The organism is Roseovarius sp. B-10, from assembly GCF_056859295.1.
In genome coordinates, this window is the sequence record NZ_JBSXOE010000014.1 from 13,487 (window position 1) to 38,046 (window position 24,560).

24 protein-coding genes and 2 pseudogenes are annotated in these 24,560 nt (G+C 61.9%); 16 read left to right on the forward strand and 10 right to left on the reverse strand.

Going from position 1 to position 24,560, the window contains the following annotated elements:
• Nucleotides 1–90 precede the first annotated feature (90 nt).
• The 3 genes from AC13D8_RS00865 to AC13D8_RS00875 form a co-directional block, all read right to left on the reverse strand.
• Nucleotides 91–876: an SDR family oxidoreductase gene (locus AC13D8_RS00865; protein ID WP_482967219.1), complete on the reverse strand. Its 786-nt coding sequence runs from the start codon at nt 874–876 to the stop codon at nt 91–93.
• A 129-nt stretch (nt 877–1,005) separates the two neighbouring features.
• Nucleotides 1,006–1,356, reverse strand: a complete 351-nt coding sequence (locus AC13D8_RS00870; RefSeq protein WP_241691208.1) for a VOC family protein — start codon at nt 1,354–1,356, stop codon at nt 1,006–1,008.
• Between the two features lie 59 nt (nt 1,357–1,415).
• Nucleotides 1,416–2,396 carry an NAD(P)-dependent alcohol dehydrogenase gene (locus tag AC13D8_RS00875; protein ID WP_482967220.1) on the reverse strand — a complete coding sequence of 327 codons (981 nt, stop codon included), beginning with the start codon at nt 2,394–2,396 and terminating at the stop codon, nt 1,416–1,418.
• A 109-nt stretch (nt 2,397–2,505) separates the two neighbouring features.
• Between AC13D8_RS00875 and AC13D8_RS00880 the strand changes: the two genes are divergently transcribed.
• Nucleotides 2,506–3,387, forward strand: coding sequence for a LysR family transcriptional regulator (locus AC13D8_RS00880; RefSeq protein ID WP_482967221.1), 882 nt, complete (start codon nt 2,506–2,508; stop codon nt 3,385–3,387).
• Nucleotides 3,388–3,569: 182 nt separating this feature from the next.
• On the opposite strand, the gene AC13D8_RS00885 is transcribed toward AC13D8_RS00880, so the two are convergent.
• From AC13D8_RS00885 to AC13D8_RS00895, 3 genes and pseudogenes are all read right to left on the reverse strand, one after another.
• Entirely contained in the window at nt 3,570–3,770 is a 201-nt protein-coding gene (locus tag AC13D8_RS00885; protein ID WP_482967222.1) for a hypothetical protein, read from the reverse strand.
• Nucleotides 3,771–3,827: 57 nt separating this feature from the next.
• The gene (locus tag AC13D8_RS00890; RefSeq protein ID WP_482967252.1) at nt 3,828–4,019 is read right to left on the reverse strand and encodes a hypothetical protein; all 192 of its coding nucleotides are present in this window, start codon (nt 4,017–4,019) and stop codon (nt 3,828–3,830) included.
• 297 nt (nt 4,020–4,316) lie between these two features.
• A pseudogene (locus AC13D8_RS00895) lies at nt 4,317–4,565 on the reverse strand (sulfotransferase); the annotation flags it as partial.
• Between the two features lie 310 nt (nt 4,566–4,875).
• Between AC13D8_RS00895 and AC13D8_RS00900 the strand changes: the two are divergent.
• Nucleotides 4,876–5,862 (forward strand): sensor histidine kinase, encoded by a 987-nt coding sequence (locus tag AC13D8_RS00900; protein ID WP_482967223.1) that lies wholly within the window; start codon nt 4,876–4,878, stop codon nt 5,860–5,862.
• A 337-nt stretch (nt 5,863–6,199) separates the two neighbouring features.
• On the opposite strand, the gene AC13D8_RS00905 is transcribed toward AC13D8_RS00900, so the two are convergent.
• Nucleotides 6,200–6,937, reverse strand: coding sequence for a peroxiredoxin (locus tag AC13D8_RS00905; protein ID WP_482967224.1), 738 nt, complete (start codon nt 6,935–6,937; stop codon nt 6,200–6,202).
• 317 nt (nt 6,938–7,254) lie between these two features.
• Nucleotides 7,255–7,974 (reverse strand): response regulator, encoded by a 720-nt coding sequence (locus AC13D8_RS00910; RefSeq protein ID WP_482967225.1) that lies wholly within the window; start codon nt 7,972–7,974, stop codon nt 7,255–7,257.
• A gap of 371 nt (nt 7,975–8,345) precedes the next feature.
• Here AC13D8_RS00910 and AC13D8_RS00915 point away from each other — a divergent pair, with 371 nt between their 5' ends.
• Nucleotides 8,346–12,296: a PAS domain S-box protein gene (locus AC13D8_RS00915; RefSeq protein WP_482967226.1), complete on the forward strand. Its 3,951-nt coding sequence runs from the start codon at nt 8,346–8,348 to the stop codon at nt 12,294–12,296.
• A 135-nt stretch (nt 12,297–12,431) separates the two neighbouring features.
• Here the strand turns inward: AC13D8_RS00915 and AC13D8_RS00920 are convergent, their stop codons facing one another.
• Together AC13D8_RS00920 and AC13D8_RS00925 are read right to left on the reverse strand one after the other, a co-directional pair.
• Nucleotides 12,432–12,755 (reverse strand): DUF6647 family protein, encoded by a 324-nt coding sequence (locus tag AC13D8_RS00920; RefSeq protein WP_482967227.1) that lies wholly within the window; start codon nt 12,753–12,755, stop codon nt 12,432–12,434.
• Nucleotides 12,722–12,844 (reverse strand): annotated as a pseudogene (locus AC13D8_RS00925) (IS3 family transposase); the annotation flags it as partial. The gene AC13D8_RS00920 and the pseudogene AC13D8_RS00925, both read right to left, overlap by 34 nt.
• A 549-nt stretch (nt 12,845–13,393) precedes the next feature.
• On the opposite strand from AC13D8_RS00925, the gene urtA reads away from it, so the two are divergent.
• The 13 genes from urtA to ureG all read left to right on the forward strand — a co-directional run bounded on the left by urtA (nt 13,394) and on the right by ureG (nt 24,548).
• Entirely contained in the window at nt 13,394–14,674 is a 1,281-nt protein-coding gene (urtA, locus tag AC13D8_RS00930) for an urea ABC transporter substrate-binding protein (protein ID WP_482967228.1), read from the forward strand.
• A 73-nt stretch (nt 14,675–14,747) separates the two neighbouring features.
• A complete protein-coding gene (gene urtB / locus AC13D8_RS00935; RefSeq protein WP_482967229.1) occupies nt 14,748–16,721 on the forward strand; it encodes an urea ABC transporter permease subunit UrtB in 1,974 nt (657 codons plus the stop codon).
• Between the two features lie 3 nt (nt 16,722–16,724).
• Complete coding sequence (gene urtC / locus AC13D8_RS00940) at nt 16,725–17,909, forward strand: urea ABC transporter permease subunit UrtC (RefSeq protein ID WP_482967230.1); 1,185 nt, start codon at nt 16,725–16,727, stop codon at nt 17,907–17,909.
• Nucleotides 17,906–18,646: an urea ABC transporter ATP-binding protein UrtD gene (gene urtD, locus AC13D8_RS00945; RefSeq protein WP_482967231.1), complete on the forward strand. Its 741-nt coding sequence runs from the start codon at nt 17,906–17,908 to the stop codon at nt 18,644–18,646. The genes urtC and urtD overlap by 4 nt, the downstream gene beginning before the upstream one ends.
• Nucleotides 18,647–18,649: 3 nt before the next feature.
• A complete protein-coding gene (urtE, locus tag AC13D8_RS00950; RefSeq protein ID WP_482967232.1) occupies nt 18,650–19,345 on the forward strand; it encodes an urea ABC transporter ATP-binding subunit UrtE in 696 nt (231 codons plus the stop codon).
• A 129-nt stretch (nt 19,346–19,474) separates the two neighbouring features.
• Entirely contained in the window at nt 19,475–20,293 is an 819-nt protein-coding gene (locus tag AC13D8_RS00955; protein ID WP_482967233.1) for an urease accessory protein UreD, read from the forward strand.
• 12 nt (nt 20,294–20,305) lie between these two features.
• The gene (locus AC13D8_RS00960; RefSeq protein ID WP_273249415.1) at nt 20,306–20,608 is read left to right on the forward strand and encodes an urease subunit gamma; all 303 of its coding nucleotides are present in this window, start codon (nt 20,306–20,308) and stop codon (nt 20,606–20,608) included.
• Between the two features lie 13 nt (nt 20,609–20,621).
• The gene (locus AC13D8_RS00965; protein WP_482967234.1) at nt 20,622–20,777 is read left to right on the forward strand and encodes an LPXTG cell wall anchor domain-containing protein; all 156 of its coding nucleotides are present in this window, start codon (nt 20,622–20,624) and stop codon (nt 20,775–20,777) included.
• Nucleotides 20,774–21,079, forward strand: a complete 306-nt coding sequence (locus tag AC13D8_RS00970; protein WP_482967235.1) for an urease subunit beta — start codon at nt 20,774–20,776, stop codon at nt 21,077–21,079. Before AC13D8_RS00965 ends, AC13D8_RS00970 begins: the two co-directional genes overlap by 4 nt.
• A gap of 1 nt (nt 21,080) precedes the next feature.
• On the forward strand, nt 21,081–22,787 hold the full coding sequence (gene ureC / locus AC13D8_RS00975; RefSeq protein WP_482967236.1) for an urease subunit alpha: 1,707 nt from the start codon (nt 21,081–21,083) through the stop codon (nt 22,785–22,787).
• An 8-nt stretch (nt 22,788–22,795) separates the two neighbouring features.
• Nucleotides 22,796–23,263: an urease accessory protein UreE gene (locus tag AC13D8_RS00980; RefSeq protein ID WP_482967237.1), complete on the forward strand. Its 468-nt coding sequence runs from the start codon at nt 22,796–22,798 to the stop codon at nt 23,261–23,263.
• Nucleotides 23,264–23,265: 2 nt separating this feature from the next.
• Nucleotides 23,266–23,895 (forward strand): urease accessory protein UreF, encoded by a 630-nt coding sequence (locus AC13D8_RS00985; protein ID WP_482967250.1) that lies wholly within the window; start codon nt 23,266–23,268, stop codon nt 23,893–23,895.
• Between the two features lie 8 nt (nt 23,896–23,903).
• On the forward strand, nt 23,904–24,548 hold the full coding sequence (gene ureG, locus AC13D8_RS00990; protein ID WP_482967251.1) for an urease accessory protein UreG: 645 nt from the start codon (nt 23,904–23,906) through the stop codon (nt 24,546–24,548).
• Nucleotides 24,549–24,560 lie beyond the last annotated feature (12 nt).

The window sequence follows — 24,560 nt, forward strand, 5'->3', positions numbered from 1 at the left end:
GCCCTAACCGGACCTTCACCAAGAAGTCCATGTCTGCGGCGCAGCTTCCCCGAAGCGGTCTTTCGCGACAGAATCAAGGCCGGTAACATATCATTCTGTCTTCGGCGCCGCTGCCGATCCGGCGAGCAGGCCTCCGTCGATATTGAGTTCGGCCCCGGTCATGTAGGCCGCCTCATCCGAGGCCAGCATGACGGCGAGGGCGGCGACTTCGTTAGGATCGCCGAACCGGCGCAGCGGTGTGTCCGCAACAAAGGCTGCCATACGCGCCTCGCGGTCCGGTCCGCTGCCCAGCATCGGCTCCCACATCGGGGTCAGGACGGCGGCGGGGTGGATCGAGTTGCAGCGGATGTTGAGCCCCTGCTCGGCGCAATAGAGTGCGACCGACTTCGTGTGATTGCGCACCGCGGCCTTCGAAGACGCATAGGCCGCCGCGGCCGGGATGCCCACGAGGCCCGAGCGGGACGAGATGTTTGTGATCGACCTCGCGCTCCGGGGGCGCATCGCGCGGATCGCGTAGCGGCATCCCAGGAATGTTCCGTCCAGATTGACCGCATGCACCGCGCGCCAATCCTCGAGGCTGGCATTCTCGGGGTCGTTTGGGCGCAGGGCTTCCTCGAAGCCGGTGACGCCCGCATTGTTCACCACCACGTCGCATTCGGGCCAGGCCTCGGCCAGCGCCTCCCAATCCTGCTCGAATGCCACGTCGAGGCGCGTCGCCTCTCCACCGATTTCGAGGGCGACATCGGCGGCGCTGGCTTCGTCTTTGTCGGTCACGACGACAGTTGTGCCCTCCCGGGCGAAGGCCCGCACGATCGCGGCTCCGATGCCGCGCCCCGCGCCGGTCACGATGCAGATTTTAGTGTTCAGTCGGGGCATGATGTTCTTTTCTGTCCAGGGCGCGGTCAGCCTGCGGCACCATCGAATGGCGATTTCAGTAGGCAGGCCTATTCAAGGGTAAGCAATGCAGGGATGGTGTCCAGACCACTTCGAAGGGTGTGGCGATGCTCAATCAGACAGACACAACTTGTTGCCATCGAGGTCTCTCACATAGGCCGAGAATTTCGGCCCACGCTGATTGGGCGCACCTTCGCAGGTGCCGCCAAGCTCAAGCGCCAGGCCGTGCATCCTTTCAACATCTTCCTTGGCGCGGGCACAGAAGCCGACCATCGTGCCATTTCCATGGGTCGCCGGCTTCTTGTCGAACGGCCTTGCAACGGCGAAGGCAAAATCCTCTCCTATCCAGTAGGTCATACGCTCCGAGGGCGATATGCTCTGGAGCCCCGCGCCTTCGAAAAGAGCGTCGTAGAAGGTCCTGGATGCGCGCATGTCGTTCGTTCCGACGACGAAGTAATTCATTTTCATGGTAATCTCTCCGAATGAATTGGTGATTCCGATGCTGACTGTATTGCGGCCTCTCACACCACCACGACATTGCCGCGCTTGTGCCCTGCTTCGACGTAGGCGTGCGCCTCAATGAGGTCGGACAGCGGGTAGATCCGGTCCAAAACCGGGGTGAGACGGTCTTGGTCGATCTGGGTCAGGATCTCGGACAGCATGGCCTGCAGGCGCTGCGGCTTTTCCAGGCCTGCTGCCGCGAACAGGGCGCGTTTTCGGCCAACAAGGCTCGAAAACATGATCGCGGGCAACCGCCTCAACGTCAGGACCGGGCAGAGGTAGCGTCCCGCCTCGGCAAGCGCAGGCCTGGCGGCCGAGAAGGACGCGACGCCCAGCGTGTCAAAGATCACGTCAAAGCCGGCACCGGGCTGCAAGGCCTCTTCACTGCTGTAGTCGATCACGCGGGTGGCCCCGAGCGAAGCGACGAAGCTAGTGTTGCGGGCGCTGCTGGTGGCCGTCACCTCTGCGCGCAGGGCGGCGGCGATCTGCACCGCGGCGCTGCCGAGGCTGCCGGCCCCGCCCAGGATCAGGACGCGGTCGCCGCTCTGGACCTCTCCGAGATTGCGCAGGAAGTGCCAGGACGTCAGCACGCCGTCACACAGAACCGCCGCATCCTCATGCGACAGGCTGTCGGGCTTGGGCATCAGAACCCCGTCCTCGTCGAGGCAGATGTGGCTGGCATTGGCGCCAAAGCGCATCCCGGCCTCGCCGAAGACCATATCGCCCGGCGCAAAGCGGCTGACCTCGTGGCCAACCGCGATCACCTCGCCCGAGAGGCCCGTTCCGGACAGACCGTTGCGCGGACGCCGCAGGCCAAGGAAGGGGCGCGCGAACAGCGGCTCGCCCTTGCGCATCATGCCGTCGGCCCGCGTCACGGCAGAGGCATGGATGCGGATCAGCACCTCTTTCGGCCCGGGCTGCGGCATGGGGAGCGTGACGGGTGTAAGAATTTCGGGGCGGCCGTAGCGCGGGATGTGCCAGGCGGTGCGCGTCGCAGTCATGGGGGAACCTCCGGGGTTTCTGGGTGTGCTGACAGGAATAGAGGTTTTATTTCGCTCCGAGGAGTGACTAAAGTGGCCCACAGTGGTTCATAAACGATCCGGTCGATCTATGGATTGGAAGTCCCTCCCAGCCTTCTTGGCTGTTGCGCGGAACGGCTCGCTCAGGGCGGCGGCTGAGCAGCTGGGCGGCACCCACGCGACGCTGCGGCGCCAGGTCGAGGCGCTGGAGGCGCAGCTCGGCACCCAGCTCTTCCGGCGGGGCGCCGACGGCTTGTCCCTGACCGCCCCCGGGCAACGCCTGCTGCCGCAAGCGCTCGAAGCCGAGGCGGCTTTGCTCAAGGGGTTCAACGCGGTGCAGGGGCTCGACCGAGAGGCTGCGGGGCGCATCCGCGTGTCAGTTGACCCGATGACAGCGCATTACCTGCTGGCCCCGGTCTTGGCCGACTTCGCCGCGCTTTATCCCGAGATCGAGATCGAATTGCGCCTTGCCTACACGCTGGACTCGATCGCCCGGAATGAGACGGATGTCTCGATCCGCCACGCCGCCACGATCGAGGAGGATGCGGTCGGCCGGAAACTCTTTCCCCTGTCCATCGGCGTGGTGGCCTCGCGCGACTACATCGACCGCGCCCTGCCGGGGGCGGGCCGCAAGGGGCAAGGGCTGAGCTGGATCGGATATGGCGACGTGCCCGAGCTTGCGACAATGATCGCGGCCTCGGCCTTCCCCGAGGCGCGGATCCGCCACTCTGTCCCCGACCCGGAAATGCATCTGCACCTTGTCCGCGCGGGCGCGGGGATGACGTTCCTTGCGACCTGGGTCACGTCGGTCTTCCCCGAGCTGCAACGCGTTCCGGGAACCGAGCTCGATCAGCGGCGCGCGACCTGGGTTCTTCTGCACGGCGAGCTGCGCCGGGTACGCCGGGTCCGGCTCTTCGTCGACTACCTGTGCGACGCGCTCCTGGAACGACGCGCGGCGTTCCTGGGACCTTGATCCGATGGAGCCCCCGGTGGGGCCGGGCCGCATAGTCAGGCCGCTATCGGCCCTCAGCGGTCCTTCAGCTTGGTCTACATGCCGCTGATGCAGCTTCACCGAACCGACCTTTCGCTGCGGCTGCGCGGTCGGGACGATGCGAGCTTACGGTCTGCGGGACAAAGCGCCAATTCGCTGCTGTCTCAGGCAGACCCGCCTTGGAGAAAAAGCGTGCTTCGAATTGTTCTTGTGATTTGAGAGGCTCTCAGCGACGTTCCAATGCGACTTTTTTTCGTTGTCGGCTCGATGTCATGGAAACGGAAGACTGGAGTTGAAATCACGCCTGCTGCGGTCATGCCGTTTGCCAATGCGGGATCGGCCGCCCAGGCCAGCGCCCGTTCCATCGTGTCTCATTCGAACCAGACGGTGACGACATTTTGATCAACCGGATTGTGCAGAATTTAGGCTGCCACCTCACCCACCGCACGACGAGTTGGCAGGGCGTCGTCGAAAACCGTCTGCCATCGATCAAAATCTTCGACCTCGTGGGTCACGACCATCCACGCTTCCTGAGCTTGAGCGGCTGGCGCTAAAAGAACGGCCAGAGCGGTATAGGCGCTGATCGTCAGGTGGTGACATCGCATTGTGAACATGGACTTGCTCCTTTTCTGTATGACCGAATCAAGGCCATGCGAGTGCCGGTTCGCCGCCGAACAGGGCCCGACATTCGGACTGGGCATTGCTGTGCGGAACGTCAGTTTTCGAGGTATCGAGCGCGCGCTCGATACCCGTTTGGGCACGCTGAACCCGCGTGTGCCGGATAGGGTCAGCCTGTCGCGGCGGCGGCCTGCGGGGAGGGTTTCTCCGGCTCGCCGCTGAAATGCGCCCAAAAACTCGTCGCGGGCGTGGCTGGGCGGGAAAGGTGTGTCCGGCACGGGCACATCGCGAAATCGGCAGAGAGGCTCCCAGCCGTCGGCGACATTGAAGACCAGAAGCCGGCCGGCGGGGATGAGCTCTCGGACGCGGGCGTTGTTTGCGCGGTAGCTGGCGATGGCGCTGTCGCGGTCCGTGAAATCGCCGAAGGTTTCTCGATCAAACCGGCCTTCGTCACTTCGAAGATTTCCAGCAGATGTGGCGGCAGTTGCAACGTCTCCATCAGGGCGAAGAACGTGCCGATGGTGCCGTTGAAGCTGGCCCAAATTATCTGACGACGGACAGTGGCGCTCCCGTGACGAACTTCTCCTATAGTGATTCCTTCCATTCCTGCGAAAGGATCACACCATCAAACCATGTGACCAAACACCTCATGCCACGCCGTCAATATTTCAGAAAGTGCGTACCACCGCCGAATTTCCAGCAATTTCCGGACTTGACCGTAAAAATTTAAGCCCGGATACTAAATTTCTTAAAAGAGCCGACGAAAGAAATAGAGCAACAAAGCAATGAGTTTTCAAGGCCTTTTCATCCTTCTGCCGCACAACTTCCGGCAGCGCCCCGCAAAGAAATTCGATGCGATTTGAACCGGCGTTAAGGATTGCATTGATCTACGCAGGCTTTAGCCTGTTCTACATCTTCGTGTCTGATGTGCTTGTTGAGCATCTCGTCGCGGACACTGGCGCCAGAATGGTCCAGACGGCAAAGGGCACGATCTTTGTATTGTTCTCGGCACTTGTCATCTATTTCCTGATCCGCGCAGAACTGAAAAAGCGGGCACGGCTGCGTGAGGTCGCCCTGCGGGCGCAACGACTTGAAGCCATCGGTCAATTTGCCACAGCGATGGCGCATGATTTCAACAACATACTGACGGTCGTCATTGGCGGATTGGATATGAGCGAGGACATCCTGCCACCCGACCATCCTGCGCACGTTCATCTCGCCAACTCCAGGAACGCGGCCGAAAAAGCCGGTGAACTGACCCATCGGATGCTTATCTTCTCCCGGCAAAGCCACCTGACCCCTCGGCCGGTGGATGTCAACCAAAGCGCGAAGGAGCTGATCCCACTGTTGAACCTGGCCACGGGCGAAAAGGTATCGGTTCGCTGTAAATTGTCTGATGAATTGCCTCCAGTCATTGCTGAGCCGTCCAAGTTACAAAACATACTTCTGAATCTAATCGTCAATTCACGTGATGCCATGCCATCAGGCGGGGACATCTTTCTGGAAACCGACCGCGAGCGTGTCGAGTCACAGCTTTCCAACGGCCCGTGGACAGTGCCGCCCGGTGACTACGTCACGGTGTTGGTACGTGACACGGGCGAGGGCATGTCGAAGAAAATAATGGAAAAGGTGTCGGAGCCATTCTTCACCACCAAACCGATGGGCAAGGGAACCGGTCTCGGCCTGACCACGGTGTGCGACAGCATGCGAGCATGGCAGGGCCATCTGATGATCACCAGCTCCAGCGGATTGGGCACGACGGTCAAGATGTATCTGCCGGCCACGGGTCAGGAACCACCGCCCCAAGGAGAAATTGCTTGGCACGACAGCCGACAGTAAGGGCCGGACCATCCTGCTGGTAGAGAACGACGCCGAAGTCCACGCGTTGGTGGCCAGCGAATTGAAAAGTCTGGGGGGGGCCAAACCCAAAATGCGGCAAATGTTTCCGAGTCCGGAGAGATCTTGCGATCGCCCAGAGTAGACCTGCTTCTTAGCGACATCATGCTGGATGGCAACACGACCGGTACCCCTGCATGGTGGTCAGCTACGGCACATAGCTCACCTCCAATGCCATAGTGCGCTGGCAGGAGGACCGGAAGGTCGAAAGGCACTACTCACGACAATCGGCATCCCGAGATCATGCGTTGCGCGTGCGTTTGTTGGGGTTAGACCGCGGTTACGCCACGAAGCTATCCGTCGAGTCACTGTTGGGGTTTGCCACGCGCAGGTACTGATTGAGGTGTCGCGATTGAGTGCCAAGCTCGCGAATGACTTGCGACTCCAGCGTATGGGTGGGTATGAGGACCGGATCGCCTTCGTACCAATCGCCAGGTGTCGCGAACCCCGTCCGGTCATGGAGTTGCAGGGCAGCGATTACGCGGAGCGTTTCGTCCACGCTCCGCCCGATGAAAACCGGGTATTCAAAAATCATTCGTACTTTCATTTGAGGGTCGAGGATGAAAGATTTTCGGATAGGCCACGTGGCGTGTTCTTTCTCATGACGCATGCCAAAGAGCCTAGAGAGATGTCCTCCCCTGTCCTCTGCGCCGGGAAACCAGACGTCTGTCTGAAAGAGCTGCTCGATATCATCGTGCCACTCCAACTGCTCCTTGATGGTTGATCCCGTGAGTGCGAGGACGTTAGTGCCGAGCTTTTCAAAGCGCGCCTCGGCCTTTGCCAACTCCGCGATTTCCGTCGTGCAAACCGGGGTCCTCGCAGCGGGATGGCTGAACAGAAACGTATAGCTCCCCTCAGCCCAGTCCCAGAAATTGAGCTCGCCCTTGGTGGTCGCAACCTTGAAGTTGGGGAAGATGTCTCCGATTTGTGGCAGCCATTTCACCTTGCGGCGGTAGCCCATCGGGACGCTTATGTGCGTGCCGTCGATGTTTCTGGGGGTGAAGAACTGTATGCTCATAAGCGCGCCTCCCGCTTCAGTCTGCTGACGTAACTCAGGGCAAACCTACCTCAACACACCGCCTCCCCGTGTGCTGTCGAGGTGACAAGATGTTCCGGAAGTTTTCAAAACTATGTGAAACATGACAGAAATGTGGCACCATAGTATCATGATCATCGATGGACGTAACGCGTCGCAGTAGCGGCCTTATTCCAAAGGCCGGCGCGACGTATGGACAGGAGCGCATGCCGCTTCCGACGCTTCTGCGGGTTCACTCCAACGCGCTTCGAAACGCCCGTTCTGCCTGGATAACCGACGGGCGAGGCTGCGGTTGGATGTTAACTTTTGCTGCTCACCAGCATGTAGCCGACGCCGCGGATGGTCCTTATCTTGCTGACACCAGTGCCATCGGGAAACAGCTTGCTTCGCAACCGGCTGATCAATCCATCAATCGTACGATCATAGGCCGCCCAGCCCGGGCCGCGAACGTTGTCCATGATCTGTTCTCTTGAAAGGACGTTGTTCGGGTGTTTCGCCAGCACACAAAGGACATCGAATTCGAGGGTGGTGAGTTCGATTTCCTCGCCAGATTCCCAATGGATCGAGCGCGCTCCGCGCGAGATATGCATTCCGTGCAGCACCTGCACATCGTCAGGCTTGGCAGCATGTGCCTCTGATGACACTTTACGCCCGGCGAGGACGCGCCTGAGAATAGCCTTGGCCCGCGCCCTGAGCTCCCTTACCGCGAACGGCTTGACGATGTAATCGTCGGCGCCCAGTTCGAGACCCAAGACCCGGTCGATCTCATCTCCCCGCCCCGTGAGGACGATGACCCCGGTGTCAGACACAGCCTTGATCCAGCGCGCCGCATCCAGGCCATTGCCATCCGGCAAGGCCAGGTCGATGAAGGCGAGATCGAAAGAGTGACGCCCGAATTCCTTCTTGAACTCCTCGATACTGTGTACGCAAACGACCTCGAAGCCCTCCACGTGCAATGCATTGGCGACAACCGTTGTAATTGCCTGTTCGTCATCCAGAACAATTGCCAGATTGGTCATGTGGTCTTTCTCTTTCTATCGCCTACATGCTTCGTGATCGGCTCGGTTGGCCTCATTGCACACGCTTTCAGTGTGATGCTCTCTGCTTACACACCTTTGTTCAACCCGCGCTTACCCACGCATTCGGACGGCCATTTACAGTCAGATGCCGCCACATCACAATTGCGTCGACCCGGCTCTGGTGATGCCGTTGGGAGGGACCATCAATACCATCCAGTTAAGTTCCGCTCTCCGCCTGTCAACCTCTCCTGAGGCAGGCCTTGCTGCTCGACGCGACGGTGCTTTTGTGGCAGAGACCGGCATACGAATTTATACGGCCGAGCCATCGTTTGGTCGGATCGATAGCTCTCTCGACTCCTAAGGGGGACGCCATGACGAAAGCTCCTGTCCTGTACCGTGAGGCCCTTAGCGCATACAGCCATGTTTCGCTGCCGATCTGGCTGTTCTCGATCGAGAACCTTCGGATTGTGTTTGCGAATGAAGCTGCGCAAACTTGGCTGGGTTATGATGCGCAGACATTGCGCGCGATGACCATCGCAGACCTGCGGCCAGAAGCCGAGCGGCCCCGGATTGTTGATGAGGTGCAGCAGTTCGACGGACTGATGAACGACGCGGGAACCTGGACGATTGTCGGAAACTCCGGAGATCATTTCAGCGCAGCGTTCAAGTGGAAGAAAGTAATCTTTGAGGGCACAGAGGCCGTCGTGGCAAGTATTCGCGACGTCACGCGAATTGCCCAGGCCGAGGCACGGGCTGAAAACTTGAGCGAGGAAAACAAGGCGCTGGAGCAGAAGGTGCGCTTGTCGGCAGAGCATCTGTCGACGCTTGTCGACAGCTTGCCGGGGAAGCTTCTGGTCCTGACGCCTGGCGAATACAGAATCGTGGCGGTCACCGACGAATACGCACAAGCCGTGATGCTGGATCGTGGCGCGCTTCTTGGTCAACGCCTGTTCGATATATTTCCGGATGATCCCTCCGAGCCTGAGGCCGATGGTGTGCGCAACCTGCGTACGTCGATCCAGCGCGTGGAGTCCTTGCGCGTCACCGATGTGATGAACATGCAGCGCTATCCCGTGCGTCAACCTGACGGCAGTTTTCAGGAGCGTTACTGGCTCCCGCGCAACAAGCCTGTGCTCGATGCCGATGGGCATATCATCTACATTGTCCATCGCGTAGAAGATGTGACCGGTGTCTTGGCAGGTAAAGGGGCGGACTCCGAGGCCACATCTGTCGCAGAAGCGATCGACCCGCTTCAATTGGCGAAAACGCGCACCGCCTTGCATGCCCTACAGGAGCGCGAGACGCGTCTCAAGACGGCTGAAATGCTCCTTGATCTCGGGTCGTGGGAGTTCGATCTTGACCGAGGCAAGCTCAACTGGTCGGATCGGGTGTTCGACATTCACGGGGTGCCGCGCGAGCACGGCGCGCCGGATTTTGACGGCTACGTGGCCCTCGTGCATCCCGACGACCAGGAACAGATGCTGGCCACCTACAATCGGTTCGCCGAGACCGGTGCGCCGGAGCTGGAGTTCCAGCATCGGATCATTCGGAATGATGGCGGGATTACGCATGTGAGAGGCGTGGGGGCGCGGCATCTGGTTGACGACCGTGAACTCGTCATCGGCTTCGTGCAGGACATCACCAACCTCAAGCAGACGGAAGAAGAACTGCTGGTGCAGGCCCGGCGGCGGAGGTTCGCGGGACGCTTGGTCAGTCTCGGAAGCTGGCGCGTCGGACTCGATGATACCCATGTCATGTGGTGCGAAGAGACAGCAGCTATCCACGACGAACCGGAAGGCACATCCCCGCCGGTCGAGGAGGCGATCAACTATTACATTCCTGAACATCGCGATCGCATTCGCACACGCTTTGAAGCCTGTGTCACCGAGGGGCGTCCGTTCGACGAGATCCTGCAGATCGAAACCGCCAAGGGTCGGCGCGTTTGGGTGCGCGCGCTCGGCGAACCGATACGCGACGAGGCGGGGCAGATCATCGCCGTCGAAGGTGCATTTCAGGATGTTTCCGACCTGATCGCCGCGCGGGACGAGGCTGCGGAACTGTCGGCACGCCTGCGCCGCACGCTGGAAGGAATGAGTGATGGCTTCTTCCTGCTTGACCAAAACTGGAATTTCACTTTCATCAACCAGCAAGCTGAAGTTCTCATGCAGCGTAAACGTAGGGAATTGCTGGGCAAGAATATCTGGCAGGAATTCCCGGAAGCTATCGGCAGCACTTTCCAGGAAGAATATGAACGTGCGATTGCCGAAGGAGAACTCGTCCGCTTCATTGAATATTTTGCGCCGCTCAAGAAATGGTTCGAGATCAGCGCCGATCCGACGCCCGAAGGTCTGGCCGTGTATTTCGAGGATGTGACCCAGCAACGCGCCCGGGACACGCAACTGCGGCTGCTTGAAACGGCGGTCTCACGGCAGAACGACATCCTGGTGATCACCGAAGCCGAGCCGATCGGCGAGCCGGACGGCCCCAGGATCGTCTATGTCAACGACGCCTTCGAACGGCGCACCGGTTATTCGCGCGAGGAGGCGATAGGCCAGACCCCGCGTATCCTGCAAGGCCCAAAGACCCAGCGCGGTGAGCTGGATCGTATCCGACACGCGCTTGAGAAGTGGCAGCCGGTCCGGTCCGAACTCATCAATTACACCAAGTCGGGCGAGGAGTTCTGGCTTGAACTGGACATCGTGCCGCTGGCTGACGAGACGGGATGGTTTACTCACTGGGTGGCCATCGAGCGGGACATTACTGCGCGCAAGCAGGCCGAAGAGGTTCTTGAGGCCAATGAGGAGCGCTTCCGCCTGGTGACCAAAGCCGCGGGCAGTGCAATCTGGGACTGGGACGTGGCAACCGGTCGTCAATGGTGGAGCGACGGTCTGCGCGAAATATTTGGGCATGACGCGGACTCATCCGGCTCCGTGCCGACAATCTGGCGTAGGCACGTCCATCCCGACGACGTGGCGCGGGTCGATGCGGCGCTAAAACGTCTCGGCACTGGTCAGGAGAGTATGATGCGCGAGCAATATCGCTTTCGGCGTGCCGACGGAAGTTGGGCTTTCGTAGAGGATAACGCCTTTGCCCTGAACGACGAAGATGGCAACGTTCTCCGCGTGTTGGGATCGATGACTGATGTCACGGAGCACAAGCTTCTCGAGGATCGACTGCGTCAGGCCCAGAAGATGGAAACAGTCGGCCAACTCACAGGCGGTGTTGCGCATGATTTCAATAACTTGCTGACAATTGTCCTTGGCAATGCTGAACTGATGGACGAGGCGCTCGAGGATCAACCGCGCTTGCAGCACATGGCCAGGATGACTGCGAATGCCGCCGAAAGGGGGGCCAAGTTGACCAACCGCCTACTTGCCTTTGCGCGCAAGCAGGCTCTGGAACCGAAGGTCCTGGATGTCGCACAACTGGTCCAGAGTATGGATGTACTATTGCGAAGAGCGCTACCCGAGAATATCGATATTGAGATCATCCGTGCCGGCGGATTGTGGCAGATCGAAGCTGATGCGGCTCAACTCGAGTCGGCTCTTCTCAACCTCGCCGTAAATGCACGCGACGCAATGCCGGACGGGGGTTCCCTGACCATAGAGGTTGCCAATGCCACGCTCGACGATGATTACGTGGCCACAGAACCGGATGTCCGGCCCGGGCAATATGTGGTCATCGTGGTCTCCGACACGGGCCACGGGATTCCCACTGACTTCCTGAGCCGCGTTTTCGAACCGTTCTTTACCACCAAGGAAGTCGGCAAGGGCTCGGGTCTCGGGCTGAGCATGGTCTTTGGCTTCGTCAAGCAGTCCGGGGGGCATATCCGGGTTTATTCCGAGGTGGACGAAGGAACCTCGGTCAAGATGTATTTTCCGCGCTCACGAGTAAGATCAGAGCATTCCGAAACCGACCGACCAGGGCGGAAGATCACCGGAGGCACCGAGACCATTCTGGTGGTGGAGGATGATGGCACGGTACGCGAATTTGTTGCCGCGCAGCTCAGGGGGCTGGGCTATCATGTGCTGGAAGCGTCGAGCGGTCGAGAAGCATTGGACGTATTGCGCAAGACCTCGATCGCTCTGCTCTTCACCGATGTTGTCATGCCGGGCGGCATGGGCGGGCGTGAGCTTGCAGACGCGGCGCGCGAGCTGCACCCGCACCTGAAAATACTGTTCACCTCAGGCTATACGGAAAACTCGATCGTTCACCATGGACGGCTGGATCAGGGCGTCAAGCTTTTGAGCAAACCGTACCGTCGCGAGCAACTGGCCGCAAAGATTCGCGAAGTGCTGGACGAGACAGGACCAATCGACTGAAAGAAGGGCCAGAACAAGCTTCGGTTGACCAAAGGCCATACACAAATTGGAGTACTCATGGAATGCGGATGGTCAGTTTTGATTCGATCACATGGGGTAGCAACTGTGTCTATTCGCCGGGCTGAATCTGCCATGTCAGTGGGTGCAAACGGTTGCCACGAGGATTAGGGCCGGATCTATTCCAAACGCGCTTTGAATATCATGGTCGAAGAGCTGCAGCCAGTCATCCTGCGCACGGTAGGCGAGCCGCTCGCGTTCGGCCGGGCAGGCAAAGATCATTCCCGCTTCCTTCTGTAAATGGTGAACCATTTCGTGCACGAGAACGGAGATCTCGGCAACCGATCCGCCCGTCCAGCTATCGGAAACTATGATTGCCTCCGCCTCCGCGTCATAGAGCGCTACGACTTCGCTCGAACCGGCAATGATACCTTCGCCGCAATCGACATAAGCGCCTGCCAACGCGACCCGTGCTGACCCTCATTGTCGAGGACCAGTCGCACCGCGCGTTCACGCACTTCAGGGGAATAGTTGTTCGTTGTCTTGCTCATGATGCTCCATCCTACTCAGGAGTTGGAGCCTCCGGTAAACCCGGCGCGGTTCAGAAAGCCTCTGTATTCTTACAGGAGCGCAGGCTCAGCCGGCGTTCGGAACTGAGCTCCGCTATCGAGGCGTTAAAGGCCAAATCCATGACCATAAAGTGGTCATCATCGTCCGATGCATCCCGAGACGAACGCCTTGCGACTCGCTTGAGAGTGCGGGAGCGGCAATGCAGATCGGCCGCCTCTCGCCGCACTGCAGCATTATGGCGTTTCGCAAGCGCAAAAGGTTTGGGCGGTCCGTCGGCGCCTGTGCAAATAACAGGCAAAACCAACCCCGAAGCAACACGCGCCAACGTGTTTGTTTGATTAACCCGAATTCGCAACCTCTCCTCGGTGCACCCACCAACGCATGTCATGGCGGTGCTTAACACCCCGGCATCGTGAGTGACGCTGGAAGGAAACCTGCCGCAAGCTGCCAAGCCTGCTTGGCATGGAGGATCATCAACAGACTGGCGCCTTAGAAAAGCATTGCAGTCGGAACACGGGAGTTCTCAAGACATGAAGACCAAGACATATCTGGCCAGTATCGCCACATTGACCGCGCTGATTTCTGCGCCCGCCGCCGCACAGGACTGCCCCGTGAAGGTGGGTGTGCTGCACTCGCTCTCGGGGACGATGGCAATCTCCGAGACCACGCTCAAGGACACCCTGCTGATGCTGGTCGAGCAGCAGAACGCAAAGGGCGGTGTGCTGGGCTGCGACATTGAGGCGGTGGTGGTCGACCCCGCCTCCGACTGGCCGCTCTTCGCCGAAAAGGCGCGCGAATTGCTGACCGTGAGCGAGGTCGACGTGATCTTCGGCTCCTGGACCTCGGTCAGCCGCAAATCTGCGCTGCCGGTGCTCGAAGAGCTCAACGGGCTGATGTTCTACCCGGTGCAATACGAGGGCGAGGAAAGCTCGAAAAACGTGTTCTACACCGGGGCCGCGCCCAATCAGCAGGCGATCCCGGCGGTGGATTACTTCCTCGAGGAACTGGGCGTCGAGAGCTTCGCACTTCTGGGCACCGACTATGTCTATCCCCGCACCACCAACAACATCCTCGATTCCTATCTGAAATCGAAGGGCATCGCGGATGAGGACATCTTCGTCAACTACACCCCGTTCGGCCATTCCGACTGGGCGACGATCGTCTCGGACGTGGTGGCCCTCGGCGCGACAGGCAAGCAGGTGGGCGTGATCTCGACCATCAACGGCGATGCCAATGTTGGCTTCTACAAGGAACTGGCAGCCCAGGGCGTCGATGCCGCCGACATTCCTGTCGTCGCCTTCTCGGTGGGCGAAGAGGAGCTTTCCGGCCTCGACACCGCCCCGCTCGTCGGCCATCTCGCAGCATGGAATTACTTCCAGTCCGCCGATACCGAGATCAACGCAGAGTTCGTCGAGGCATGGAAGGCCTATGCCGGGGAAGAGCGCGTCACCAACGACCCGATGGAGGCGCATTACATCGGCTTCAACATGTGGGTGAACGCCGTGACCGAGGCCGGCACCACCGATGTGGACGCGGTGCGGGAGGCGATGTGGGGGCAGGAATTCCCCAACCTTACCGGCGGCATGGCGGTGATGAACGCCAACCACCACCTCTCCAAGCCGGTGCTGATCGGTGAGATTCGCGATGACGGTCAGTTCGACATCATCAGCCAGACCTCGGAAGTGCCCGGCGACGCCTGGACCGACCACCTGCCCGAGAGCGCACCGCTCAAGAGCGACTGGCAGGAGTTGGGTTGCGGCATGTACAACACCGAGACCGGCACCTGCGTGCAGATGACCTCGAACTACTGAGGCAAACGGGCCGCGCGGATCATGCCCTGCGCGGCCCGTATCACTGAATTTCCCACCCAGAACCGGACCGACCATGCGTTTCACCGCCCTCTTTGCCCGCGCCGCGGCGCTTCTGATGATTGCCGCCTGCGTCATGGTGCTGCGCCCGGACGGGGCCAGGGCGCAAGCCGCGTTGCAGCCGCTCCTGCAAGAGTACCAGGCCGACCTCGCCAAGCCGTCGCGCCGCACCATCGGCCCGGTGATCGCCGCCCTTCTGGCCTCGGATCACCCCGGCATGGCCGATTTTCTGCGCAAATGGGAGGCGCGCGAGGTCTACATCCGCCCCGAAGACGGGTTCTTCTTCTACGCCGAGGAGGCGGGCGACAATCTGCGCCTCATCGACATCGACAGCGGCGACGCTGTGGCCGAGGTGGGCAGCCGCGACGTTGATCAGATCCGTCCCAATGCGGGCGTGCGCCGCGAACTCGCCGCTGCGCTCGTGCCATTTGAGTTGACAGCCCTCGACCCCGCCCGCCGCGCAGAGGCACTGGAGGCTATCACGCGAAGCGCGGATGCCAGCCAGATTGCGCCGCTGGCAGGCAGCATCGAAGGCGAGACCGACCCCACCCTCAAGAAACGCAAGCAGCGCCTGCTCACCTTGCTGATCGCGCAATTCGGCGCGACCAAATCCGAACGCCTCGACGCCATCGCCGGGCTGGGCGGTGATACCAGTATCGAGGCGCGCAGCGTTCTCAACCAGCTCACTGCCACACGCGACGGCGTGGCCGATACCCTGCCGAACGGTGCCAATATTGCCCGCGTGCTGGAGGTCGGCACCGACCTGACCGAGACTGAGGCCCATGACCGGCTGGTCGCCGCAGACCTCGCCCCGCCGCGCCAGACAGCAACCGATTTGCGCGACGTGCTGGCACAGCATATCGTGGATGGCACCATCGGCGGCGTGCCGCTGCACCAGCTTGATACCACCGCCGCCCGCGCCCGCGCCTATGAGGCGCTGGAACAGGCGGGCACCGTGCCGCTCCGCGCCGCCCCGGACGAGGTGGCCCGTGCCGTCGCTTCCCACGTCTTCTACGCCGAATACCTGCAACCCGACCCCGAGATCACGCAGGCCGCCGAAGACGCGCTCACCGCGACCGCCCGCACCCTCGGCCTCTACCAGACCGCCGACCTGGTCCTCGACGGGTTGTCACTCGCCTCGATCTTCTTTCTCGCCGCCATCGGCCTTGCGATCACCTTTGGCGTCATGGGCGTGATCAACATGGCGCATGGCGAATTCATCATGATGGGTGCCTACACGGGTTATGTCGTGCAGCTTTTCATCCCCGATTACACCGTCAGCCTGCTCATCGCCCTGCCGCTGGCCTTTGCCGTCACTTTCGGCGCGGGCGTCGCGATGGAGCGGCTGGTGATCCGCCACCTCTACACAAGACCGCTAGAGACGCTGCTCGCGACCTTCGGCATCTCCATCGCGGTGCAACAACTGGCCAAGAACATCTTCGGCACGCAGGCCCGTCCCCTCACCGCCCCCGACTGGCTGGGCGGGGCGATCACCCTCAACGACATCGTCAGCATCTCGACCATCCGCGTGGCGATCTTCGTCCTCGCCCTCATCTTCCTCACGCTGCTGCTTTATATCCTCAAGCGCACACGCCTGGGGCTCGAGGTGCGGGCAGTGACGCAAAACCCCGGCATGGCCGCCTCGATGGGAATCAACCCCGACCGCATCAACATGCTGACCTTCGGCCTCGGCTCCGGCATCGCGGGGATCGCCGGCGTCGCCATCGGGCTCTACGCGCAGGTCACCTCCGAGATGGGTGCCAACTACATCGTTCAGAGCTTCATGACCGTTGTGGTGGGCGGCGTCGGCAATGTCTGGGGCACGCTGGCGGGGGCCTCGCTCATCGGCTTCCTGCAAAAGGGCATTGAGTGGTTCAACCCGTCGAACACACTGGCGGCTCAGACCTACATGGTGCTTTTCGTGATCCTCTTCATTCAATTCCGGCCCAAGGGTATAGTCGCCCTCAAGGGCCGTGCGGCGGGGGACTGAGCCATGAGCAAACCCGACATGACGCCGCGCCGCCGCTTTCTTGCCGAAAACCCCTCGGTGAGGTGGTTCCTGGGCCTGCTCGGCCTCTTCACCCTCGGCGTCACCGTGCTGGCCGAAGGGTTTGGGCTGGCGCTGCTCTCGACCTCGATGGTCAAGATCCTCGGCATGACGCTGTGCCTGTGCCTGATCGCCGTGGCAATGGACGTGGTCTGGGGTTATTGCGGGATCCTCAGTCTCGGGCATTTTGCCTTTTTCGGTCTGGGCGGCTACGCCATCGGCATGTGGCTGATGTATGCCCGCACCGAAGGCATCGTGGTGGATTCGCTCGCCGGCGCCCCTATCCCCCCCACGCAAGAGGAAATCAACGACGCCATCGCGACGCAAATTTTCGGCGTGGTGGGCAGCAATGAATTGCCCGCGCTCTGGGCGTTCGCCGACAGCCTTTTCATGCAGCTTCTCTTCGTGGTGCTGGTGCCGGGGCTGCTGGCTCTCATCTTCGGCTGGCTGGCGTTCCGCAGCCGCGTGACCGGCGTCTATCTCTCGATCCTGACGCAGGCGATGACGCTGGCGCTGTCGCTCTACCTCTTCCAGAACGACACCGGGCTGCGCGGCAATAACGGGTTGTCGGGCCTGCAGAACATCCCCGGCCTTCTGCACCTGCCGCAATCCACCCTCGCGCTGTGGTTCTTCTGGGCCTCCGCCGCAGCCCTTGGGCTTGGCTATCTCTTCTTCGCCTGGCTCATCTCGGGCAAGTTCGGCTCGGTCATCCGCGGCATCCGTGACAATGAAAGCCGCGTGCGCTTCCTCGGCTATCATGTCGAAAGCTATAAGCTGGTGGTCTTCACGCTCACAGCGGTTGTCTCGGGCCTCGCCGGTGCGCTCTATTACCCGCAAGCGGGCATCATCAACCCCGCCGAGATCGCCCCCATCGCCTCCATCTACCTCGCCGTCTGGGTCGCCATCGGCGGGCGGGGTCGGCTCTACGGCGCGGTGATCGGCGCGGCGGTCGTCTCTCTCGCCTCGAGCTGGTTCACCGGCGGCGGCGCGCCCGATGTCAATCTCGGTTTCTACACGATCAACTGGACCGACTGGTGGCTGGTGCTTCTCGGTCTTGGATTCGTTGCCGTCACGCTCTTCTTCCCGCGCGGTATCGGCGGGCTCTTCGACATGCTGGTGAGGAAGCCATGACCACCCTTCTCGAAGTCTCCGGCGTTTCCGTCACATTCGATGGCTTCCGCGCCATCAACAACCTCTCGATCCAGATCGCGGAGCCGGAATTGCGCGCCGTGATCGGCCCGAATGGCGCGGGCAAGACAACCTTCATGGATATTGTTACCGGCAAGACCAGTCCCGACGAGGGTCGCGTTATCTGGGGCGAGAAAAACATCTCGCTTCTTGGGATGAGCGAAAGCGCCATCGCGCGGGCGGGCATCGGGCGCAAGTTCCAGAAGCCGACGGTATTCGAGGAACAGACAGTACGCGAGAACCTCGCTATGGCATTGAAAAACAAGCGCGGGCCGTTTGACGTGCTGCTCTATCGCCGTTCGACAGAGGGGGCTGCACGCATTGCGGAACTGGCCGAGGAAATCGGTCTCGCGGATGATCTGCCCCGCCGCGCCGGCAATCTAAGCCACGGGCAAAAGCAATGGCTGGAGATCGGCATGCTTCTGGCGCAGGATCCGCGGCTCCTACTGGTCGACGAGCCCGCCGCCGGGATGACCCCTGCCGAGCGCGAACACACCACCGACATCCTCAAGCGCGCGGCGCAGACCCGCGCCGTGGTGGTGATCGAGCATGACATGGAATTCGTCCGCCGCCTGGGCTGCAAGGTGACGGTGCTGCACGAGGGCTCGGTGCTGGCAGAGGGCAGCCTCGATCACGTCACGCAGAACCGCGAGGTCATAGATGTCTATCTCGGGAGATAAGCGATGCTGAGCGTGGACAGCCTCACCCTGCATTACGGTGCCTCGCAGATCCTGCACGATGTCAGACTCACCGCTCACCCCGGCGCGGTGACGGCGGTGATGGGCACCAACGGGGTGGGCAAGACCAGCCTCCTGAAGGCCATCGCCGGGCGGCACCGCTATTCGGGCGGTCGGATCAACCTCGACGGGGCAGAGCTTGACCACCTGAGCGCGGCACAGGCGGCACAGGCGGGCATTGGCTATGTGCCACAGGGGCGCGAGATATTCCCCCTGCTGACCGTCACCGAAAACCTGCAAACGGGCTTTGCCTGCCTGCCGAAATCCGATCACACCATCCCGCCCCGCATCTACGAGCTGTTCCCGGTACTGGAACAGATGCGTGACCGGCGCGGTGGCGATCTCTCGGGCGGGCAGCAACAGCAGCTTGCCATCGCCCGTGCCCTCATCGCCCGGCCCCGCGTGCTGTTGCTCGACGAGCCGACCGAGGGCATCCAGCCCAATATCATCAAGCAGATCGGCGCGGTGATCGGCCTTCTGCGCGACGAGGGCGAGATCGCCATCGTGCTGGTCGAACAGTTCTTCGATTTCGCCTATGATCTGGCCGACGACCTCGTGGTGCTCAATCGCGGCGAGGTGCGGCTGTCAGAGCCTGCGGCGAAAGTGGAGCGTGAGAGGCTCTTGCGTGAAGTGTCCATTTGATGGGCAGAATGCCTTCTTTTCGGGCGCATGGGCGCGCAGGTTCATGACCTGCACGCCTGTCGACCGTCGACCGCTGGCCGTCACGCGCAGGGGCTATAGCCTCGGGCCGACCCTGACACGAGAGCCCGCATGATCGCCTTCCCCACCCCATCCCCGGCACATGAGCGCAGCCAAGGTGCCGCGCATGTGACGCTCTTGTCCGGGCCGAATGGCGGGCGGCTCGATCGGCTGCATCAACAGGGTTCGGCCAAGGCGTTCCTGCATCCCGGCCCTGCCGGCCCCGAGATCGTCCTGCTCAACACCTCGGGCGGGCTGACGGGTGGCGACCTTCTGTCCTACCGGCTCGATCTGGCGGCGGGGTGCCGCGCCACCGGCACCACGCAGACCGCCGAACGCGCCTATCGCAGCACCGCCGACGCGGCGCGGGTCAATGTGTATCACCGCCTTGAGGCGGGCGCACATCTCGACTGGCTACCGCAGGAAACGATTCTTTTCGACGCTAGCCATGTGGCCCGCGAGACCACCATAGCCCTTGAGCAAGACGCCTCCTGCCTGATGCTGGAATCGGTTGTCCTAGGCCGCGCCGCCATGCGGGAGACCGTCACGCGCACCACGCTGCGCGACACTCGCCGCATCACCCGCGCAGGCAAGCCAGTTCTCCTTGAGCCGCTCCACCTGACCACCGATGCCCTCACGGCAGGCCTCGCGGTCCTGCAAGGCGCGCGTGCCTTCGCCACGCTGGCGCTGGTCGCGCAAGGGGCCGAGGATGCCGCGCCCCGCGTGCGGGATATGCTGGATGAGCCGGGCGTCTCGGGCGGGGCTTCGGGCTTTGACGGCAAGCTGGTGATCCGCCTCATGGCCGGTGACGGCTGGCCGCTGCGCCGTCAGATCATGCGTCTGGTCAGCGCCCTGCGCCCCGGCCCGCTGCCCCGCGTCTGGCAGAACTAGGAGAGACACGCGATGAACCTCACCCCCCGCGAAAAGGACAAGCTCTTGATCAGCCTCGCCGCCATGGTGGCGCGCGGCAGGCTCGCACGCGGCGTCCGGCTCAACCACCCCGAGGCGGTGGCGCTGATCACCGATTTCGTGGTCGAGGGCGCGCGCGACGGCCGCTCGGTGGCGGACCTGATGGAGGCGGGCGCGCATGTCATCACCTCTGAGCAGTGCATGGAGGGCATCCCCGAAATGCTCCATTCCGTGCAGGTCGAGGCGACATTCCCCGACGGCACCAAGCTGGTGACCGTTCATAATCCCATCCGCTGAAAGGAATGACCCGATGCGTTACCTGATCCCCATTCTGTTTTTGCCCACGCTCGCGCAGGCCCACGCCGGCGCGCATCTGCACCCGCATGGTATCGACGTGATGTGGCTGGTGGTGGTGGGCCTTCTCGCCCTCGCCGGCGGGTATTTCCTCGGCAGGGGCCGCAAATGATCCCAGGAGAACTCCTTCCGGCAGAGGGCGAGATCACCCTCAACGAAGGCGCGGAGGTCACTGTGCTTGAGGTCGCCAATACCGGCGACCGGCCCGTGCAGGTGGGCAGCCATTACCATTTCGCCGAGGCCAATAGCGGCCTCAGTTTCGACCGCGCGGCCGCGCGCGGCCACCGCCTCGATATTCCTGCCGGCACCGCCGTCCGCTTCGAGCCGGGCCAGCGGCGCGAGGTGCGACTCATTCCCTATGGCGGCGCGCGGCGAGTGTTCGGGTTCAACCAACAGGTGATGGGAGACCTCTGACATGGCCACCACCATCCCCCGCGCCGCCTATGCCGCCATGTATGGCCCGACCTCGGGCGACCGGCTGCGGCTTGGCGATACCGATCTGATCATCGAGGTGGAGCGGGACCTGACCACCTATGGCGAAGAGGTGAAATTCGGCGGCGGCAAGGTGATCCGCGACGGCATGGGCCAGAGCCAGATCACCCGCGCGGGCGGGGCGATGGACACGGTCATCACCAATGCGCTGATCGTCGATCATCAGGGCATCACCAAGGCCGATGTGGGCCTGCGCGACGGGCTGATTGCCGCCATCGGCAAGGCGGGCAACCCCGACACGCAATCGGGTGTCGGTATCGTCATCGGACCGGGGACCGAGATCATCGCGGGCGAGGGCCGCATCCTCACCCCCGGTGGCTTTGACGCGCATATCCATTTCATCTGCCCTCAGCAGATCGAAGATGCGCTGCATTCCGGCATCACCACCATGTTGGGCGGCGGCACCGGACCCGCGCATGGCACGCTCGCCACCACCTGCACGCCCGGATCGTGGCATATCGGGCGGATGCTGCAATCGCTCGACGCCTTTCCGATGAACGTGGGCCTCTCGTGCAAGGGCAATGCGAGCCAGCCCGAGGCGCTGGTCGAGATGGTCCATGCAGGTGCCTGCGCGATGAAACTGCACGAGGATTGGGGCACAACGCCCGGTGCCATCGACTGTTGCCTGTCGGTGGCCGACGACATGGACGTGCAGGTGATGATTCACACCGACACCCTCAACGAGTCGGGTTTCGTGGAAAACACCCTCGCCGCCATGAAGGGCCGCACGATCCACGCCTTTCACACCGAGGGCGCGGGCGGCGGACACGCGCCCGACATCATGAAGGTCGTGGGCTACGAGCATGTTCTGCCGTCCTCCACCAATCCCACCATGCCCTACACCGTCAACACGATCGAGGAACATCTCGACATGCTGATGGTCTGTCACCACCTCGACAAGGCAATTCCCGAAGATGTGGCCTTTGCCGAAAGTCGCATCCGTCGCGAGACCATCGCCGCCGAGGATGTTCTGCACGACATGGGCGCATTCTCGGTCATGGCGTCCGACAGTCAGGCCATGGGGCGCGTTGGCGAGGTGATCATCCGCACCTGGCAGACAGCCTCGAAGATGCGAAAGCAGCGTGGGCGGCTGGCGGAAGAGACAGGCGATAACGACAATGCCCGCGTCAAACGCTATATCGCGAAATACACCATCAACCCCGCCATCGTGCATGGAATGAGCGCCCATATCGGTAGCGTAGAGCCCGGCAAGCGTGCCGATCTGGTGTTGTGGAACCCGGCCTTCTTTGGCGCAAAACCGGAAATGGTGCTGATGGGCGGCACCATTGTTCTGGCACAGATGGGCGATCCCAATGGCTCGATTCCCGTGCAGCCGGTCTATTCGCGGCCGATGTTTGGGGCCTTCGGTCGCTCGGTCGAACGCTCCTCGGTGCTCTTCGTGTCGCAAGCAGCGCAGGCTGACGGGATCGGCACGACGCTTGGGCTGGCCAAGGAAGTCCAGGCCGTCTCAGACACACGCACCATCACCAAGCGCGACATGATCCACAACAACCTGACGCCAGAGGTCGAGGTCGATCCCGAAACCTACGAAGTGCGTGCGGATGGTGAACTGCTGATCTGCGTACCCGCCAGAGAACTGCCTCTGGCACAACGCTATTTCCTGTTTTGAGGGACCAGATGACTCACCTGCCCATTGCCCGCGAGTTGCTTTCAAGCGCACCGCCAGAGGTGGCCGATATGGTTTTGCTGGACTACGACGCCCGGCTCATGCGCCGCAAGAAACTGATCGCTCAGGGAGGCGTGGCGTTCCTGGTTGATCTGGCCGAAGTCACCAACCTCGACGATCACTGGGGCTTTCTGTTGGAGGATGGCCGCGCCGTGGGGGTGGAAGCGGCCGCCGAGGACCTCATCGAGGTGCGCGGCGACCTGCCGCGCCTCGCCTGGCATATCGGCAACCGTCACACGCCATGCCAGATCGCGGCGGATCACCTGACGATCCGGCGTGATCACGTGATCGAGGCGATGCTGATCCATATCGGCGCGAACCTGACGCGGACGACCGGCCCGTTTCGTCCCGAGGGGGGCGCCTATGGCAAGGGGCGCACCATGGGTCACGATCATGGCCACAGCCATCACCACGACTGATGCTGACACCTGCGCACCTTACACTGATCCAATGGTTGTCGCCGGCTTTCCCGACCGGGGCTTTCGCTTATTCGCACGGGCTGGAAGCGGCGATTGCCGCCGGCGCTGTTCGGGACGCCACTGGACTTGAGACTTGGCTTTCCAACATCCTGACCTACGGGGCGGGGTTTCAGGATGCGATCCTTCTGTCACATGCACTGGAAGGAGAGTGTGACGCGCTGGACGATCTGGCGCGCGCGCTTCAGCCTTGCGCCGAGCGTTTGCAGGAAAGCCGGGATCAGGGCGCGGCGCTGTCTCGCACCGTCGCGGGCATGACAGGGCGCTCCCTTCCGCCGCGACTGCTGCCTGTCGCGGTGGGCGAAGCGGCCGCAGGGTTGTGCCTTCCCAAGACCGACGTGCTCGCGCTCTTCCTTCAGGCCTTTGCGGGCAACATTGTCATGATCGCCATCCGCCACGTGCCACTGGGCCAAACCGAGGGACAGGCGGTGCTGCACCGCTTGACACCCCGCGTTCACGCCCTGGCACGAGACGCGGCGGAGGCACCGCTGGACGCGCTGGGCAGCTGTGCGCTGGCCGGTGACATGGCGGCGCTGGATCATGAGATTCAAGAGGTTAGGATATTTCGCACATGACAGGATCAATCATGAACGGCCCTCTGCGGGTCGGTATCGGCGGCCCTGTGGGGGCGGGCAAAACCACGCTGACCGAGGGTCTCGCGCGGGCGCTGGCGCATCGCTGTTCCATGGCGGTTATCACCAACGACATCTACACCCGCGAGGATGCCGAGGCGCTGATGCGTGCTCAGGTCCTGCCCGCCGACCGCATCCGGGGGGTGGAAACGGGGGGATGCCCGCATACCGCGATCCGCGAGGATGCCTCGATCAACCTCGCTGCCGTGACCGATCTTAACACCGCCTTTCCCGATCTCGACCTGGTGCTGATCGAGTCCGGCGGCGACAACCTGGCCGCCACCTTCAGCCCGGAACTGGTGGATCTGACGATCTACGTGATCGACACTGCCGCCGGACAGGACATCCCCCGCAAACGCGGACCCGGTTTGACGAAATCAGACATGCTGGTCGTCAACAAGATCGACCTCGCGCCCCATGTGGGTGTCGATCTTGCCCGTCTCGAGGCCGACACAGCGCACGCAAGGGGCGCGCGCCCTTATGTTCTCGCCAACCTGCGCAAGGGCGACGGTCTTGATCAGATCATTCGCTTCATTCAGGATGAAGGCGGGTTGAGGTCTGGCCTCATGGAAGCGGTCGAGAGGTCTGGCCCGTAAGAGTTTAGATAT